The organism is Streptomyces sp. NPDC053076 (assembly GCF_044546845.1).
Lineage (GTDB): Bacteria > Actinomycetota > Actinomycetes > Streptomycetales > Streptomycetaceae > Streptomyces.
Map to the genome: position 1 here is coordinate 209,567 of NZ_JBITZL010000006.1, position 15,752 is coordinate 225,318.

Below are 15,752 nucleotides of genomic sequence, written 5' to 3' on the forward strand. Positions count from 1 at the left end.
GTGAACCGCACGGCGAGCCGCGACTGGCCACCGTAATTCGCGTCCTTTCCGCCTTGCGGCGGGAGTCTGGCGGATTCGACACACCCGACCGCGTGGGTCGGCGATGTTTCAGGTTAGCTGTACCTATCGGCACACAGAAACCGGAGAAGTAGTGCCTACGATCCAGCAGCTGGTCCGTAAGGGCCGGCAGGACAAGGTCGAAAAGAACAAGACGCCCGCACTTGAGGGTTCCCCTCAGCGTCGTGGCGTCTGCACGCGTGTGTTCACGACCACCCCGAAGAAGCCGAACTCGGCCCTGCGTAAGGTCGCGCGTGTGCGTCTGACCAGCGGGATCGAGGTCACCGCTTACATTCCGGGTGAGGGACACAACCTGCAGGAGCACTCCATCGTGCTCGTGCGCGGCGGCCGTGTGAAGGACCTGCCGGGTGTTCGCTACAAGATCATCCGTGGCTCCCTCGACACCCAGGGTGTCAAGAACCGCAAGCAGGCCCGTTCCCGCTACGGCGCCAAGAAGGAGAAGTAAGAATGCCTCGTAAGGGCCCCGCCCCGAAGCGCCCGGTCATCATCGACCCGGTCTACGGTTCTCCTCTGGTGACGTCGCTCATCAACAAGGTGCTGCTGAACGGCAAGCGCTCCACCGCCGAGCGCATCGTCTACGGCGCCATGGAGGGTCTGCGTGAGAAGACGGGCAACGACCCGATCATCACGCTGAAGCGCGCGCTGGAGAACATCAAGCCGACCCTCGAGGTCAAGTCCCGCCGTGTCGGTGGTGCGACGTACCAGGTTCCGATCGAGGTCAAGCCCGGTCGTGCCAACACGCTCGCGCTGCGCTGGCTGGTCGGTTACTCCCGCGCCCGTCGCGAGAAGACCATGACCGAGCGTCTGCTCAACGAGCTTCTCGACGCCTCCAACGGCCTGGGTGCCGCTGTGAAGAAGCGCGAGGACACGCACAAGATGGCCGAGTCCAACAAGGCCTTCGCGCACTACCGCTGGTAGTCGCTACCCACATCGAGACCGAGAGAAGACTGAAGCCTTATGGCTACCACTTCACTTGACCTGGCCAAGGTCCGCAACATCGGGATCATGGCCCACATCGACGCGGGCAAGACGACCACCACCGAGCGGATCCTGTTCTACACCGGTGTGTCGTACAAGATCGGTGAGGTCCACGACGGCGCTGCCACCATGGACTGGATGGAGCAGGAGCAGGAGCGTGGCATCACGATCACCTCTGCTGCCACCACCTGTCACTGGCCGCTGGAAGACGTCGACCACACCATCAACATCATCGACACCCCGGGGCACGTCGACTTCACCGTCGAGGTGGAGCGCTCCCTGCGTGTGCTCGACGGTGCCGTGACGGTGTTCGACGGCGTCGCCGGCGTTGAGCCCCAGTCCGAGACGGTGTGGCGTCAGGCGGACCGCTACGGCGTCCCGCGTATCTGCTTCGTCAACAAGCTCGACCGCACCGGTGCCGAGTTCCACCGCTGCGTCGACATGATCTCTGACCGCCTGGGCGCTCAGCCGATCGTGATGCAGCTGCCGATCGGTGCCGAGGCCGACTTCAAGGGCGTCATCGACCTCGTGACGATGAAGGCCCTGGTCTGGTCCGCCGAGGCCACCAAGGGCGAGATGTACGACATCGTCGACATCCCGGACACGCACACCGAGGCTGCCGAGGAGTACCGCGGCAAGCTGCTCGAGGCCGTGGCCGAGAACGACGAAGAGATCATGGAGCTGTACCTGGAGGGCGAGGAGCCTTCCGTGGAGCAGCTGTACGCCGCGATCCGTCGTATCACCATCGCGTCCGGCAAGGGCACCGGCACCACCGTGACCCCGGTGTTCTGTGGCACCGCGTTCAAGAACAAGGGCGTTCAGCCCCTGCTCGACGCGGTCGTGCGCTACCTGCCTTCCCCCGTTGACATCGAGGCCATCGAGGGCCACGACGTCAAGGACCCCGAGGTCGTCGTCAAGCGCAAGCCGTCCGACGAGGAGCCCCTCTCGGCGCTGGCGTTCAAGATCATGAGCGACCCGCACCTCGGCAAGCTCACCTTCGTCCGGGTGTACTCGGGCCGCCTGGAGTCCGGCTCTTCGGTGCTGAACTCCGTCAAGGGCAAGAAGGAGCGCATCGGCAAGATCTACCGCATGCACGCGAACAAGCGTGAGGAGATCGACTCGGTGGGCGCCGGCGACATCGTCGCCGTGATGGGCCTCAAGCAGACCACCACCGGTGAGACGCTGAGCGACGACAAGAAGCCGGTCATCCTGGAGTCCATGGACTTCCCGGCGCCGGTCATCCAGGTCGCCATCGAGCCCAAGTCCAAGGGTGACCAGGAGAAGCTGGGTGTCGCCATCCAGCGTCTCGCGGAGGAGGACCCCTCCTTCCAGGTTCACACCAACGAGGAGACCGGCCAGACCATCATCGGTGGTATGGGCGAGCTGCACCTCGAGGTGCTGGTCGACCGCATGCGCCGTGAGTTCAAGGTCGAGGCGAACGTCGGCAAGCCGCAGGTCGCCTACCGTGAGACGATCCGCAAGGCCGTCGAGCGCGTGGACTACACGCACAAGAAGCAGACCGGTGGTACCGGTCAGTTCGCGAAGGTGCAGATCGCGATCGAGCCCATCGAGGGCGGCGACGCGTCGTACGAGTTCGTGAACAAGGTGACCGGTGGTCGTATCCCGAAGGAGTACATCCCTTCGGTCGACGCCGGTGCGCAGGAGGCCATGCAGTTCGGCATCCTCGCCGGTTACGAGATGACCGGCGTGCGCGTCACCCTGCTCGACGGTGCCTACCACGAGGTCGACTCCTCCGAGCTCGCCTTCAAGATCGCCGGCTCGCAGGCCTTCAAGGAGGCCGCGCGCAAGGCTTCGCCCGTGCTGCTCGAGCCGATGATGGCCGTTGAGGTCACCACGCCCGAGGACTACATGGGTGACGTCATCGGCGACATCAACTCCCGCCGTGGCCAGATCCAGGCCATGGAGGAGCGGGCTGGTGCCCGCGTCGTGAAGGGCCTCGTGCCCCTGTCGGAGATGTTCGGCTACGTCGGCGACCTCCGCAGCAAGACGTCGGGTCGCGCAAGCTACTCGATGCAGTTCGACTCCTACGCCGAGGTTCCGCGGAACGTCGCCGAGGAGATCATCGCGAAGGCCAAGGGCGAGTAACGCACCGCGTTAACACGCCGTAGGCTTGACTCCGGAGCCTCCAGGGGCATTCCCCCGCAAACGCGGACGGGCTGCCCCCGGGTTCCGGGCCTTTACAGCAAAGATCACCTGGCGCCGATGAAGTAAGGCGTACAGAACCACTCCACAGGAGGACCCCAGTGGCGAAGGCGAAGTTCGAGCGGACTAAGCCGCACGTCAACATCGGCACCATCGGTCACATCGACCACGGTAAGACGACCCTCACGGCCGCCATTACCAAGGTGCTGCACGACGCGTACCCGGACCTGAACGAGGCCACCCCGTTCGACAACATCGACAAGGCGCCCGAGGAGCGCCAGCGCGGTATCACCATCTCCATCGCGCACGTCGAGTACCAGACCGAGGCGCGTCACTACGCCCACGTCGACTGCCCTGGTCACGCGGACTACATCAAGAACATGATCACCGGTGCCGCGCAGATGGACGGCGCGATCCTGGTGGTCGCCGCCACCGACGGCCCGATGCCGCAGACCAAGGAGCACGTGCTCCTGGCCCGTCAGGTCGGCGTTCCGTACATCGTCGTCGCCCTGAACAAGGCCGACATGGTGGACGACGAGGAGATCCTGGAGCTCGTCGAGCTCGAGGTCCGTGAGCTCCTCTCCGAGTACGAGTTCCCCGGCGACGACGTTCCGGTCGTCAAGGTCTCCGCGCTCAAGGCCCTCGAGGGCGAGCAGGAGTGGGTGGACTCGGTCCTCAACCTGATGAAGGCCGTCGACGAGTCGATCCCGCAGCCGGAGCGCGACGTCGACAAGCCGTTCCTCATGCCCATCGAGGACGTCTTCACGATCACCGGTCGCGGTACGGTCGTCACCGGCCGTATCGAGCGTGGTGTCCTGAAGGTCAACGAGACCGTGGACATCATCGGCATCAAGACCGAGAAGACCACCACCACGGTCACCGGTATCGAGATGTTCCGCAAGCTGCTCGACGAGGGCCAGGCCGGTGAGAACGTCGGTCTGCTGCTCCGCGGCATCAAGCGCGAGGACGTCGAGCGCGGCCAGGTCATCATCAAGCCGGGCTCGGTCACCCCGCACACCTCGTTCGAGGCCCAGGCCTACATCCTGTCCAAGGACGAGGGCGGCCGTCACACGCCGTTCTTCAACAACTACCGGCCGCAGTTCTACTTCCGTACGACGGACGTGACCGGCGTCGTGACCCTCCCCGAGGGCACCGAGATGGTCATGCCGGGTGACAACACCGAGATGACGGTGGAGCTCATCCAGCCCGTCGCCATGGAAGAGGGCCTGAAGTTCGCCATCCGTGAGGGTGGTCGCACGGTGGGCGCCGGCCAGGTCACCAAGATCAACAAGTAAGTTCCGCTTGCTTGAGGGTCACTGCCTGACCTGAGGTCTCCGACCTACGAGAGGCCCGTACGACTTCGGTCGTACGGGCCTCTTCGGCGTTTCGGGAGGCGGTGCCGGGCGCGCTCAGGGGCGGCCGTGGCCCGGAAGGGGAGTGAAGGCGGCAGCTGCTTCGTCAGGAGGTGGGCCAGGAGGGCGGCTGGGCGGGGGCCAGGGGCTCCATGGCGATGGTGACACCCCAGCGGCCGGCGAGAGCTTCCACGAGGACGGGGCGCCCGGTCTCGAACCCGCGGCGGCCCCGGATCCTTGATGGGCGCCAGGGCAAGAACGCGGACGGCCCCGCCTCACCGTCGCCCCGGCCGCCTCGACCGACTTCGTCACGTACGCCTCACGGGATGCCTAGATCGTCGTAAAGGAAGCGACAAAGTCGCAGCTCAACGCCCTTACCGCCGACGGTGGTTTGTTAGCGTGACGCGAGCACGCCAGAGTCGCAGACGGGGGTAGGCATCGTGGCAGGAAGCGGCGGCGAGTCCGCCATGGGCATGCGGTTGAACCATGTGCCGGACGGCCCGGGCGGGGGCGGGCCGGCGGGTGGACAGCCGGATCTCGCGTCCTCACCCGCAGCGAAGAAGGACGCGGCGGACACCCTCCACAAGGACATCTGGCCGGGCACGAAGACCGCGGGGGGCTGGGCGGACGAGGAGACGGGCGCCGTGCTGAAGGCGTTCGACGCCAAGGACGGGCACGGCTGGCTCGTATCCGGTGCCGTGAGCAAGGCGCACAAGACCTGGGAACGACAGGTCCAGGGTTTCCTGAACCGGCTGTCGCAGGACGAGGCAGCTCTCCGGGCCGACAACACCGTGATGGCCGGGACCGACTTCGGAGTGCGCGCGGGGATGCGCAAGGTGTCGGTGTTCGACACGTACTCGACGCCCCCCACCCACTGACGGACAGGCGAAGCCGCTCGCACCACCACACTCGACGGGGACCCCATGCCGACCTACCACGAGATCCTGACGACCGACCTGACCGCACTCACCACGGCCGCCGAACGCTGGGACGGCATGGCGGCGGAACTCCACAAGCAGGAGACCGCGTACCGGCGTGACGTGCACGGAATCACGCTGAGTCCGGCGTGGGCGGGGCAGAGTCAGCAGGTCGCCAACATGCGCTTCGGTAACAGGATCAAGGAATACCAGGACGCCCAGACGGAGGCGAAGGCGATCGCCTCGCTACTGCGGGACGCACACGCGCAGTTCGTGGATCTGCGCAAGGCGCTGGAGGGGGAACGCGACCACGCGATCGCCTCGGACATGAAGGTGTCGGACCAAGGCGTGGTCTCGCTCGATCCCGACAAACTCAGTGCGCGGGACCGTCAGTTGTTGGAGACGGACACCGACTACGGCAGCAGAGTCCGGAAGGCCGTCGCCTCCTGGCAGGCTCAGATCGATCAGTGCGTGAGGAACGTCGACGACGCCGACAAGGGCACCGAGGCCGCCTTCAAGGCCGTCGTCGTCGACTCCGACATCAACGACGGGACGCTCGACGGGTTCAACGGCAAGGCACAGGGCGACATCGAGACGTACGAGGCCCAGGGGGCGGACGACATCGCCCGGCGGGTCGCTGACGGCGCCAAGGTCTCCGCCGCGGACCTGGCCGAACTGCAGCGCGCCTTGCGGGACAACAAGGGTGACAAGGCGTTCAACCAGACCTTCCTGAACGGGCTGGGTCCGGACGGCACTCTCAAGCTCGCGAACAGGCTCGATGACCTGGCGTACTTCGCCGACACCAAGAACAAGAGCAGCTACCTGGAGATCAACGGCGGCCTTGCGGACTCTCTGGCGGTCGCTACCCGGGTGCCCGATTTCAAGGACTCCGAGGGCAGACACCTGCGCTTCGGGACCGCCGCCTACAACGAGGCGTTCCAGGCGTGGACGAAGACCGACGACGCGAGGTTCTACGACAAGTGGCGGGCGGACTTGCGTGAGCACGGCGACGACAAGTACGCCCTCGAAGCGGCGGCCGGCAAGATAGCCGTCGGCCGCGGGCACGGCCAGGAGATCCGCGGGTACCAGAGTCTGGCCACACTCATGCGGCAGGGGCACGGCTACTGCCCGCAGTTCGTCGCGGACGTCACCGACGACATGATCGCCATGGAGAAGAAGGACCCGAACGTCTGGGACCTCTATGGCACGTTCAGCAAGGATGACGGCGACGGCTGGTTCGCGAACGATCCCGTCGACGGGGCCCTCGAAGTCATGTCCCGTACCCCGGAAGGGGCTGCCGGCTACCTCGATCCCGGCACGGCTGCGGGGAAGGAACGTTTCGACTACCTGCTCGGTCACGGCGACGGCAGCCGTGACTGGAACATCGTCAACACCTCGACCGATGTGGGCAAGGTCGAGGGTGTCGGCGCCGATACGCAGGACACGGACGAGCGGAGAGGACTGGGTGACGCCCTGACCGCCGCGGCCACCGGGATCGACCCGCAGGGGTCACGCCCGGTGGGACCGACGACGCACACGGAGGCGAACGATCGGGTCTTCGTGCACGCGCTGGACGTCCTGTCCGGACAGGGGGACGACATGCCGTCCTCGCTGCGCGACACCATGGCGAAGGTCATGACCAACCACGGTCACGAGACCTACGTGGCGATGAGCGACGCGAGCGGCAAGCGCCATCCTGACGTCGGCCCCACGCTGGACCAGAAGCAGGTCATGGAGATGACCAAGCAGATCTCCCGGAGTCAGCACTCCTACGGCCTGCTCCACGAAGGTATGAACTACGCCATCATGGATGACATCCACGACAGCTCGCGACGGCCGGAGGACACCCTCAGTTCGGCCGGATACGCCGTCGGATTCATGGAGGACGCCCGGTACGCCGCGCTCAAGGGCGATCAGCACGACTACACCTGGGACAAGGCGTGGAGCTATCACGCCCTGGGTGGTGCGCTGAACTTCATACCGGTGTACGGCGATATGGCCCAGCGCGGAGCGGACGTGCTCACCAGCGCCTGGGTCATGGATGAGCAGCAGCACCAGGCCGACAAACTGACCAGCGACAGTCAGCAGACCTACTATCTGCGCCGGAACCAGCTCAACTCCATCGCCGATCAGTGGCACGCGGTCAACTCCGACTGGGCGGCCGGCCACCCGGGGTATTCGGCCGACGACGGGGTGTACAAGCAGATCGAAGGCTGGGCCAACGACGGTGGCAGCCAGTTCCGTGGGATGGCGGGAATACATTGACGGGGAAAATCAGGTCGACTGTGCCGTTGCTCCTCTGCGGGGCCTCTGTGGCGCTTGTGGCCGGTTGCGGTACGGCGCGGCCGGGCATTCCCGCCGACTTCTGCCATGTCCCCGCTGACTCGTCGGCCTTGTCGGCCCTTGTTCCGGACGGCGACAGCCTCGAACAGAAGTACACGCCCTTCGCGTCCCGGCGCGGCGCCCAGTGCGACCTCAGCGTGGACGGCCGTGACGTCCTGTCCGTCGCCGTACGGCACTGGGACCGGGCACCGGATCCGACGGACTGGGACACAGTGGGAGCGCCGTACCGGCATGCCGCCCAGCGCAAGGTCGCGTTTCCGGGGCACGCCTCGATCGGGAGCGACCGTGCCGTGGTCGAGGCGGCGTGCGACACCGGGACCGGGTACATGTCCTTCGTGGTCGACTTCTGGGGCGACCGCGTCGAGGACACACCCGAGGGCTACAGAAAACTGCAGCGGTTCGTCGACGTTTTCGTTCCCGAGCAGACCAAGAAGTTCGGCTGCACCAACTAGGGGCCCCGGACTCGGACGCGTCCGGGTTTGACCTACGTCACTCTCGGGGTAATCTCTACGACTCGATTGGCGGTCTGCCTGCCCCATATGGCAGACTGTCGGAGTTGCTCGGTCGAGTGTTGATGCTGCGCGCCTCCCGCCGGGAGGGCCGGAAGCGAGTCCCACAGTACTCGTCGCCTTAACTGCCATCACGGCAGCGCTGGGGCGGACGTACGGGAATCTTTCGGGAAGTGCGGTGCGGCACCGGCCAGGCACCCGGTGGGCCTGAGGTCCCCGGTCCGCGGTTTCCGGAAGGGCCGTGTGCGTTCCGCAGGGATGTTCGGACAAGGGACATCTGTGTCAGCGGAAGCGCGACACACCCGACCGCGTGGGTCGGAGAATCGACGGCAGCAGAAGGAATCCGCCGGGTTCCAGAGCGTAAGAGAGACAGGACTACTGAGTAGCCATGGCGGGACAGAAGATCCGCATCCGGCTCAAGGCCTACGACCACGAGGTCATCGACTCCTCGGCGAAGAAGATCGTCGAGACGGTGACCCGCACTGGTGCGTCGGTCGCGGGCCCGGTGCCGCTGCCCACTGAGAAGAACGTGTACTGCGTCATCAAGTCGCCGCACAAGTACAAGGACTCGCGCGAGCACTTCGAGATGCGCACGCACAAGCGCCTGATCGACATTCTCGACCCGACCCCCAAGACCGTTGACTCTCTGATGCGACTCGACCTCCCGGCCGGTGTCGACATCGAGATCAAGCTCTGAGGGCTGGTGATCTGAGAATGGCTAAGCAGATCAAGGGCATCCTGGGCGAGAAGCTCGGCATGACGCAGGTGTGGGACGAGAACAACCGTGTTGTTCCGGTCACCGTCGTCAAGGCCGGCCCCAACGTCGTCACCCAGGTCCGCACGAACGACGTCGACGGCTACGAGTCCGTCCAGATCGCGTTCGGCGAGATCGACCCGCGCAAGGTGAACAAGCCCCTCAAGGGCCACTTCGCCAAGGCCGACGTCACTCCCCGCCGCCACCTCGTCGAGATCCGTACCGCTGACGCCAGCGAGTACACCCTCGGCCAGGAGATCACCGCCGAGGTGTTCGAGGCCGGCATCAAGGTCGACGTGACCGGCAAGAGCAAGGGCAAGGGCTTCGCCGGTGTCATGAAGCGTCACAACTTCAAGGGCCTCGGCGCCGGACACGGCACCCAGCGCAAGCACCGCTCGCCCGGTTCCATCGGTGGCTGCGCCACCCCGGGCCGCGTGTTCAAGGGCCTCCGCATGGCGGGTCGTATGGGCAACGAGCGGGTCACCACCCAGAACCTGACCGTCCACGCCGTTGACGCGGAGAAGGGTCTGCTGCTCATCAAGGGCGCGGTTCCCGGTCCGAACGGCGGCCTCGTCCTGGTCCGCACCGCGGCCAAGGGGGCCTGAGGTAACCGATGAGCACTGTTGACATCCTTTCGCCGGTGGGCGACAAGGCCGGTTCCGTCGAGCTCCCCGCGGAGATCTTCGACGTGGAGAAGATCAGCATCCCGCTGATCCACCAGGTCGTCGTCGCGCAGCTGGCCGCTGCCCGCCAGGGCACGCACAAGACCAAGACCCGTGGCGAAGTCCGCGGCGGTGGCAAGAAGCCGTACCGCCAGAAGGGCACCGGCCGCGCCCGTCAGGGCTCGACCCGCGCGCCGCAGTTCGCCGGTGGTGGCGTTGTGCACGGTCCCGTGCCGCGTGACTACTCGCAGCGCACCCCGAAGAAGATGAAGGCCGCGGCCCTGCGCCACGCCCTCACCGACCGGGCGCGTCACAACCGCATCCACGTCGTCTCCGGCGTGGTCGAGGGCGCGAACCCCAGCACCAAGGCCGCCAAGAGCCTGTTCGGCAAGATCAGCGAGCGCAAGAACCTGCTCCTGGTCGTCGAGCGCGCCGACGAGGCCGCGTGGCTGTCCGCCCGCAACCTGCCCCAGGTCCACATCCTGGAGCCGGGCCAGCTGAACACGTACGACGTTCTCGTCTCGGACGACGTGGTCTTCACCCAGGCCGCTTTCGAGTCCTTCGTGTCTGGCCCCAAGGCCGCTGACACCGAAGGGAGCGAGGCCTGATGGCTACGCGTCACCCGAGCATTGCCTCGAAGGCTGCCAAGGCCGCCAAGGCCGCGCGCGTCGCCAAGGCGCGTCGCCACGCCACCGAGGGCAAGAACACCGTCGAGACCCCGCTGAGCAAGTCCTTCACGGACCCCCGTGACGTGCTGCTCAAGCCGGTCGTCTCGGAGAAGAGCTACGCGCTCCTCGACGAGAACAAGTACACGTTCGTCGTCGCCCCGGGCGCCAACAAGACCCAGATCAAGCAGGCCGTCCAGGCGGTCTTCGACGTCAAGGTCACCGGGGTCAACACGATCAACCGCCAGGGCAAGCGCAAGCGCACGAAGACCGGCTTCGGTCAGCGTGCCGGCAGCAAGCGTGCGATCGTGACCCTCGCCGAGGGCGACCGTATCGACATCTTCGGCGGTCCGACCGCCTAAGGGCGGTCCGGATCGTCCGATATCGGACGAGGACTGAGAAATGGGAATCCGCAAGTACAAGCCGACTACGCCGGGCCGTCGTGGCGCCAGCGTCGCCGACTTCGTCGAGGTCACGCGGTCCACGCCGGAGAAGTCGCTGGTCCGCCCGCTGCACAGCAAGGGCGGCCGTAACAACGCCGGTCGTGTGACCGTTCGCCACCAGGGTGGCGGACACAAGCGCGCCTACCGCGTGATCGACTTCCGTCGTCACGACAAGGACGGCGTGCCGGCGAAGGTCGCGCACATCGAGTACGACCCCAACCGCACCGCGCGCATCGCGCTGCTGCACTACGCCGACGGCGAGAAGCGCTACATCCTCGCCCCGCGCAACCTGCAGCAGGGTGACCGTGTCGAGAACGGTCCCGGGGCCGACATCAAGCCGGGCAACAACCTGGCCCTCCGCAACATCCCGGTCGGTACCACGATCCACGCGATCGAGCTCCGTCCCGGTGGCGGTGCCAAGTTCGCCCGCTCCGCCGGTGCCTCCGTGCAGCTGCTCGCGAAGGAGGGCTCGATGGCCCACCTGCGCATGCCGTCCGGTGAGATCCGCCTGGTCGACGTCCGCTGCCGCGCCACCATCGGCGAGGTCGGCAACGCCGAGCAGAGCAACATCAACTGGGGCAAGGCGGGCCGCAAGCGGTGGCTGGGCGTTCGCCCGACCGTCCGTGGTGTGGTCATGAACCCGGTTGACCACCCGCACGGTGGTGGTGAGGGCCGGACCTCCGGTGGTCGCCACCCTGTGTCCCCGTGGGGCAAGAAGGAAGGCCGTACTCGTTCGCCCAAGAAGGCGTCGAACAAGTACATCGTCCGCCGCCGCAAGACGAACAAGAAGCGCTAAGGACGGGTTGAGATGCCTCGTAGCTTGAAGAAGGGACCCTTCGTCGACGACCACCTGATCAAGAAGGTGGACACGCAGAACGAAGCGGGCTCTAAGAACGTCATCAAGACCTGGTCCCGTCGCTCGATGATCGTCCCGGCCATGCTCGGTCACACGATCGCGGTGCACAACGGCAAGACCCACATCCCGGTGTTCGTCACCGAGTCGATGGTCGGCCACAAGCTCGGCGAGTTCTCGCCGACTCGCACCTTCCGGGGCCACGTCAAGGATGACCGGAAGTCGAAGCGCCGCTAGTAGCGGATCGCATTCAGACACGTAAGTAACTGAAGGGACAACCATGGAAGCCAGGGCCCAGGCGCGGTACATCCGCGTCACGCCCATGAAGGCCCGCCGCGTGGTGGACCTCATCCGTGGCATGGACGCCACGGAGGCCCAGGCTGTTCTGCGATTCGCTCCGCAGGCAGCCTCCGTGCCGGTCGGCAAGGTGCTCGACAGCGCCATCGCCAACGCCGCGCACAACTACGACCACACCGACGCCGACAGCCTCTACATCTCCGAGGCGTACGTCGACGAGGGTCCGACCCTGAAGCGGTTCCGTCCGCGTGCCCAGGGCCGTGCCTACCGGATCCGCAAGCGGACCAGCCACATCACCGTGGTCGTCAGCAGCAAGGAAGGAACCCGGTAATGGGCCAGAAGGTAAACCCGCACGGGTTCCGGCTCGGTGTCACGACCGACTTCAAGTCGCGTTGGTACGCCGACAAGCTGTACAAGGACTACGTCAAGGAAGACGTCGCCATCCGTCGGATGATGACGTCCGGCATGGAGCGCGCCGGTATCTCGAAGGTGGAGATCGAGCGCACCCGTGACCGCGTGCGTGTGGACATCCACACCGCTCGTCCGGGCATCGTCATCGGCCGCCGTGGCGCCGAGGCCGACCGCATCCGCGGTGACCTCGAGAAGCTCACGGGCAAGCAGGTCCAGCTGAACATCCTCGAGGTCAAGAACCCCGAGACCGACGCTCAGCTGGTTGCTCAGGCCGTCGCCGAGCAGCTCTCCTCCCGCGTCTCCTTCCGTCGGGCCATGCGCAAGAGCATGCAGTCCGCCATGAAGGCCGGCGCCAAGGGCATCAAGATCCAGTGCGGTGGCCGCCTCGGCGGCGCCGAGATGTCCCGCTCGGAGTTCTACCGCGAGGGCCGTGTGCCCCTGCACACGCTCCGTGCGAACGTGGACTACGGCTTCTTCGAGGCCAAGACGACCTTCGGCCGCATCGGCGTGAAGGTCTGGATCTACAAGGGCGACGTGAAGAACATCGCCGAGGTCCGCGCCGAGAACGCTGCGGCCCGTGCGGGTAACCGCCCGGCCCGTGGCGGTGCCGACCGCCCGGCCCGTGGTGGCCGTGGTGGCGAGCGGCGCGGTCGCAAGCCGCAGCAGGCTGCCGGCGCCGAGGCCCCCAAGGCCGAGGCTCCCGCGTCCGCTCCGGCTGAGAGCACCGGAACGGAGGCCTGACCGAAATGCTGATCCCCCGTAGGGTCAAGCACCGCAAGCAGCACCACCCGAAGCGCCGTGGTCAGGCCAAGGGCGGTACGACGGTTGCGTTCGGCGAGTACGGCATCCAGGCCCTCACGCCGGCGTACGTGACCAACCGCCAGATCGAGGCGGCCCGTATCGCCATGACCCGCCACATCAAGCGTGGCGGCAAGGTCTGGATCAACATCTACCCGGACCGCCCGCTCACGAAGAAGCCTGCCGAGACCCGCATGGGTTCCGGTAAGGGTTCTCCGGAGTGGTGGATCGCGAACGTGCACCCGGGTCGGGTCATGTTCGAGCTGTCCTACCCCAACGAGAAGATCGCCCGTGAGGCGCTGACCCGTGCGGCCCACAAGCTGCCGATGAAGTGCCGGATCGTCAAGCGCGAGGCAGGTGAAGCGTGATGTCGGCCGGTACCAAGGCGTCCGAGCTGCGCGAGCTGGGCAACGAGGAGCTTCTGGCGAAGCTCCGCGAGGCCAAGGAAGAGCTGTTCAACCTCCGCTTCCAGGCGGCGACCGGTCAGCTCGAGAACCACGGTCGGCTGAAGGCCGTCCGTAAGGACATCGCGCGGATCTACACCCTGATGCGTGAGCGCGAGCTGGGCATCGAGACGGTGGAGAGCGCCTGATGAGCGAGAGCAACGTGACTGAGAACACCGAAGCCCGTGGCTTCCGTAAGACCCGTGAGGGTCTCGTCGTCAGCGACAAGATGGACAAGACCGTCGTCGTCGCTGTCGAGGACCGTGTGAAGCACGCGCTGTACGGCAAGGTCATCCGCCGTACGAACAAGCTCAAGGCCCACGACGAGCAGAACGCCGCGGGTGTCGGCGACCGCGTCCTCCTCATGGAGACCCGGCCGCTGTCCGCGACGAAGCGCTGGCGCGTCGTCGAGATCCTCGAGAAGGCCAAGTAATTCCTGCGGGCAAACCCGCAGGTCAGTTCCGCCAGGCTCGGCAGGGGCCCTCGCTCTGAGGCCCCTGCCGGGAACCGGCAGACGATCAGGAGATAGACGTGATCCAGCAGGAGTCGCGACTGCGCGTCGCCGACAACACTGGTGCGAAGGAAATCCTTTGCATCCGTGTGCTCGGTGGCTCCGGTCGCCGCTACGCGGGCATCGGTGACGTCATCGTCGCCACCGTCAAGGACGCGATCCCCGGTGGCAACGTGAAGAAGGGTGACGTCGTCAAGGCGGTCATCGTTCGCACCGTCAAGGAGCGCCGCCGTCCGGACGGCTCGTACATTCGCTTCGACGAGAACGCCGCCGTCATTCTGAAGAACGACGGCGACCCTCGCGGCACCCGTATCTTCGGCCCCGTCGGCCGTGAGCTGCGCGAGAAGAAGTTCATGAAGATCATCTCGCTCGCGCCGGAGGTGCTGTAAGCATGAAGATCAAGAAGGGCGACCTGGTCCAGGTCATCACCGGTAAGGACAAGGGCAAGCAGGGCAAGGTCATTGCCGCTTACCCGCGCGACGAGCGTGTCCTGGTCGAGGGTGTCAACCGGGTCAAGAAGCACACCAAGGCCGGCCCGACCGCCAGCGGTTCGCAGGCCGGCGGCATCGTCACGACCGAGGCGCCGATCCACGTCTCCAACGTCCAGCTGGTCGTTGAGAAGGACGGCAACAAGGTTGTCACGCGTGTCGGTTACCGCTTCGACGACGAGGGCAACAAGATCCGCGTTGCCAAGCGGACGGGTGAGGACATCTGATGGCTACCACCACCACTCCGCGTCTCAAGACGAAGTACCGCGAAGAGATCGCGGGCAAGCTGCGTGACGAGTTCAAGTACGAGAACGTCATGCAGGTTCCCGGCCTCGTCAAGATCGTGGTCAACATGGGTGTCGGCGACGCCGCCCGTGACTCGAAGCTGATCGAGGGCGCGATCCGCGACCTGACCACCATCACCGGTCAGAAGCCGGCCGTCACCAAGGCCCGCAAGTCCATCGCGCAGTTCAAGCTGCGTGAGGGCCAGCCGATCGGTGCCCACGTCACGCTTCGTGGCGACCGCATGTGGGAGTTCCTGGACCGCACCCTGTCGCTCGCGCTGCCGCGCATCCGCGACTTCCGCGGCCTGTCCCCCAAGCAGTTCGACGGCCGTGGCAACTACACCTTCGGTCTCACGGAGCAGGTCATGTTCCACGAGATCGACCAGGACAAGATCGACCGCACCCGGGGTATGGACATCACCGTGGTGACCACGGCGACCAACGACGCTGAGGGCCGTGCGCTCCTTCGTCACCTCGGCTTCCCCTTCAAGGAGGCGTGAGCGAGATGGCGAAGAAGGCTCTGATCGCTAAGGCTGCTCGCAAGCCCAAGTTCGGTGTGCGCGGCTACACCCGCTGCCAGCGCTGCGGTCGTCCGCACTCCGTGTACCGCAAGTTCGGCCTCTGCCGCGTGTGCCTTCGTGAGATGGCTCACCGTGGCGAGCTGCCGGGCGTGACCAAGAGCTCCTGGTAATCCCCGTAACAAGGGATTCCTGAAGCTCTCGGTAAGCATCTGGGTCGGCAGGGGCCCTTCACCACATGCCGTAGGCTTGTGGGGTTGGGCGCCTGCCGCGCCCGTACGACTT

22 protein-coding genes are annotated in these 15,752 nt (G+C 65.9%); all 22 read left to right on the forward strand.

Annotated features, from left to right (window positions below; translation table 11 throughout):
- Positions 1-151: 151 nt before the first annotated feature.
- Positions 152-523, forward strand: a complete 372-nt coding sequence (gene rpsL, locus ACIGYR_RS24895) for a 30S ribosomal protein S12 (protein ID WP_003948652.1) — start codon at positions 152-154, stop codon at positions 521-523.
- A 2-nt stretch (positions 524-525) separates the two neighbouring features.
- Positions 526-996 (forward strand): 30S ribosomal protein S7, encoded by a 471-nt coding sequence (gene rpsG, locus ACIGYR_RS24900; protein ID WP_003992340.1) that lies wholly within the window; start codon positions 526-528, stop codon positions 994-996.
- Positions 997-1,035: 39 nt separating this feature from the next.
- Positions 1,036-3,162 (forward strand): elongation factor G, encoded by a 2,127-nt coding sequence (gene fusA / locus ACIGYR_RS24905; protein WP_391839800.1) that lies wholly within the window; start codon positions 1,036-1,038, stop codon positions 3,160-3,162.
- Between the two features lie 158 nt (positions 3,163-3,320).
- On the forward strand, positions 3,321-4,514 hold the full coding sequence (gene tuf, locus ACIGYR_RS24910; RefSeq protein ID WP_030345400.1) for an elongation factor Tu: 1,194 nt from the start codon (positions 3,321-3,323) through the stop codon (positions 4,512-4,514).
- A 497-nt stretch (positions 4,515-5,011) separates the two neighbouring features.
- Positions 5,012-5,449, forward strand: coding sequence for a hypothetical protein (locus ACIGYR_RS24915; protein ID WP_399596895.1), 438 nt, complete (start codon positions 5,012-5,014; stop codon positions 5,447-5,449).
- 45 nt (positions 5,450-5,494) lie between these two features.
- Entirely contained in the window at positions 5,495-7,753 is a 2,259-nt protein-coding gene (locus tag ACIGYR_RS24920) for a hypothetical protein (protein WP_399596898.1), read from the forward strand.
- Positions 7,754-7,881: 128 nt separating this feature from the next.
- The gene (locus tag ACIGYR_RS24925; protein WP_399596900.1) at positions 7,882-8,283 is read left to right on the forward strand and encodes a hypothetical protein; all 402 of its coding nucleotides are present in this window, start codon (positions 7,882-7,884) and stop codon (positions 8,281-8,283) included.
- Positions 8,284-8,728: 445 nt separating this feature from the next.
- The gene (gene rpsJ, locus ACIGYR_RS24930) at positions 8,729-9,037 is read left to right on the forward strand and encodes a 30S ribosomal protein S10 (protein WP_003948644.1); all 309 of its coding nucleotides are present in this window, start codon (positions 8,729-8,731) and stop codon (positions 9,035-9,037) included.
- Positions 9,038-9,054: 17 nt separating this feature from the next.
- Positions 9,055-9,699, forward strand: coding sequence for a 50S ribosomal protein L3 (rplC, locus tag ACIGYR_RS24935; RefSeq protein WP_020135811.1), 645 nt, complete (start codon positions 9,055-9,057; stop codon positions 9,697-9,699).
- An 8-nt stretch (positions 9,700-9,707) separates the two neighbouring features.
- Positions 9,708-10,364, forward strand: coding sequence for a 50S ribosomal protein L4 (gene rplD / locus ACIGYR_RS24940; protein WP_399596902.1), 657 nt, complete (start codon positions 9,708-9,710; stop codon positions 10,362-10,364).
- Positions 10,364-10,783 carry a 50S ribosomal protein L23 gene (gene rplW / locus ACIGYR_RS24945; protein ID WP_391839808.1) on the forward strand — a complete coding sequence of 140 codons (420 nt, stop codon included), beginning with the start codon at positions 10,364-10,366 and terminating at the stop codon, positions 10,781-10,783. The genes rplD and rplW overlap by 1 nt, the downstream gene beginning before the upstream one ends.
- A 40-nt stretch (positions 10,784-10,823) precedes the next feature.
- On the forward strand, positions 10,824-11,660 hold the full coding sequence (rplB, locus tag ACIGYR_RS24950) for a 50S ribosomal protein L2 (RefSeq protein ID WP_031167077.1): 837 nt from the start codon (positions 10,824-10,826) through the stop codon (positions 11,658-11,660).
- Between the two features lie 12 nt (positions 11,661-11,672).
- Positions 11,673-11,954, forward strand: coding sequence for a 30S ribosomal protein S19 (gene rpsS / locus ACIGYR_RS24955; protein WP_055418366.1), 282 nt, complete (start codon positions 11,673-11,675; stop codon positions 11,952-11,954).
- Positions 11,955-11,997: 43 nt separating this feature from the next.
- On the forward strand, positions 11,998-12,345 hold the full coding sequence (gene rplV, locus ACIGYR_RS24960; RefSeq protein WP_019329637.1) for a 50S ribosomal protein L22: 348 nt from the start codon (positions 11,998-12,000) through the stop codon (positions 12,343-12,345).
- Complete coding sequence (gene rpsC / locus ACIGYR_RS24965; RefSeq protein WP_003998826.1) at positions 12,345-13,166, forward strand: 30S ribosomal protein S3; 822 nt, start codon at positions 12,345-12,347, stop codon at positions 13,164-13,166. The genes rplV and rpsC overlap by 1 nt, the downstream gene beginning before the upstream one ends.
- A gap of 5 nt (positions 13,167-13,171) precedes the next feature.
- Positions 13,172-13,591, forward strand: coding sequence for a 50S ribosomal protein L16 (rplP, locus tag ACIGYR_RS24970; protein WP_004927269.1), 420 nt, complete (start codon positions 13,172-13,174; stop codon positions 13,589-13,591).
- Positions 13,591-13,815, forward strand: coding sequence for a 50S ribosomal protein L29 (gene rpmC, locus ACIGYR_RS24975; protein WP_003974259.1), 225 nt, complete (start codon positions 13,591-13,593; stop codon positions 13,813-13,815). The genes rplP and rpmC overlap by 1 nt, the downstream gene beginning before the upstream one ends.
- On the forward strand, positions 13,815-14,099 hold the full coding sequence (rpsQ, locus tag ACIGYR_RS24980) for a 30S ribosomal protein S17 (RefSeq protein WP_014674375.1): 285 nt from the start codon (positions 13,815-13,817) through the stop codon (positions 14,097-14,099). Before rpmC ends, rpsQ begins: the two co-directional genes overlap by 1 nt.
- Positions 14,100-14,197: 98 nt before the next feature.
- Entirely contained in the window at positions 14,198-14,566 is a 369-nt protein-coding gene (gene rplN / locus ACIGYR_RS24985) for a 50S ribosomal protein L14 (RefSeq protein WP_003998823.1), read from the forward strand.
- A gap of 2 nt (positions 14,567-14,568) precedes the next feature.
- Positions 14,569-14,892: a 50S ribosomal protein L24 gene (rplX, locus tag ACIGYR_RS24990; RefSeq protein WP_018543913.1), complete on the forward strand. Its 324-nt coding sequence runs from the start codon at positions 14,569-14,571 to the stop codon at positions 14,890-14,892.
- The gene (gene rplE, locus ACIGYR_RS24995; RefSeq protein ID WP_015658460.1) at positions 14,892-15,449 is read left to right on the forward strand and encodes a 50S ribosomal protein L5; all 558 of its coding nucleotides are present in this window, start codon (positions 14,892-14,894) and stop codon (positions 15,447-15,449) included. The genes rplX and rplE overlap by 1 nt, the downstream gene beginning before the upstream one ends.
- Before the next feature lie 5 nt (positions 15,450-15,454).
- The gene (locus tag ACIGYR_RS25000; protein ID WP_003948630.1) at positions 15,455-15,640 is read left to right on the forward strand and encodes a type Z 30S ribosomal protein S14; all 186 of its coding nucleotides are present in this window, start codon (positions 15,455-15,457) and stop codon (positions 15,638-15,640) included.
- Positions 15,641-15,752 lie beyond the last annotated feature (112 nt).

Excerpts from the sequence above, each read along its gene's own strand:
- rpsQ (WP_014674375.1), top strand. The coding sequence starts at position 13,815 with ATGAGCGAGAGCAACGTGACTGAGAACACCGAAGCCCGTGGCTTCCGT.
- ACIGYR_RS24920 (WP_399596898.1), top strand. The coding sequence starts at position 5,495 with ATGCCGACCTACCACGAGATCCTGACGACCGACCTGACCGCACTCACC.
- rplC (WP_020135811.1), top strand. The coding sequence starts at position 9,055 with ATGGCTAAGCAGATCAAGGGCATCCTGGGCGAGAAGCTCGGCATGACG.
- ACIGYR_RS25000 (WP_003948630.1), top strand. The coding sequence starts at position 15,455 with ATGGCGAAGAAGGCTCTGATCGCTAAGGCTGCTCGCAAGCCCAAGTTC.
- rplV (WP_019329637.1), top strand. The coding sequence starts at position 11,998 with ATGGAAGCCAGGGCCCAGGCGCGGTACATCCGCGTCACGCCCATGAAG.
- rpsS (WP_055418366.1), top strand. The coding sequence starts at position 11,673 with ATGCCTCGTAGCTTGAAGAAGGGACCCTTCGTCGACGACCACCTGATC.
- rpsC (WP_003998826.1), top strand. The coding sequence starts at position 12,345 with ATGGGCCAGAAGGTAAACCCGCACGGGTTCCGGCTCGGTGTCACGACC.
- rplD (WP_399596902.1), top strand. The coding sequence starts at position 9,708 with ATGAGCACTGTTGACATCCTTTCGCCGGTGGGCGACAAGGCCGGTTCC.
- rpsJ (WP_003948644.1), top strand. The coding sequence starts at position 8,729 with ATGGCGGGACAGAAGATCCGCATCCGGCTCAAGGCCTACGACCACGAG.
- rpsG (WP_003992340.1), top strand. The coding sequence starts at position 526 with ATGCCTCGTAAGGGCCCCGCCCCGAAGCGCCCGGTCATCATCGACCCG.
- rpmC (WP_003974259.1), top strand. The coding sequence starts at position 13,591 with ATGTCGGCCGGTACCAAGGCGTCCGAGCTGCGCGAGCTGGGCAACGAG.
- rplP (WP_004927269.1), top strand. The coding sequence starts at position 13,172 with ATGCTGATCCCCCGTAGGGTCAAGCACCGCAAGCAGCACCACCCGAAG.
- rplX (WP_018543913.1), top strand. The coding sequence starts at position 14,569 with ATGAAGATCAAGAAGGGCGACCTGGTCCAGGTCATCACCGGTAAGGAC.
- rplW (WP_391839808.1), top strand. The coding sequence starts at position 10,364 with ATGGCTACGCGTCACCCGAGCATTGCCTCGAAGGCTGCCAAGGCCGCC.
- fusA (WP_391839800.1), top strand. The coding sequence starts at position 1,036 with ATGGCTACCACTTCACTTGACCTGGCCAAGGTCCGCAACATCGGGATC.
- rplE (WP_015658460.1), top strand. The coding sequence starts at position 14,892 with ATGGCTACCACCACCACTCCGCGTCTCAAGACGAAGTACCGCGAAGAG.
- rplB (WP_031167077.1), top strand. The coding sequence starts at position 10,824 with ATGGGAATCCGCAAGTACAAGCCGACTACGCCGGGCCGTCGTGGCGCC.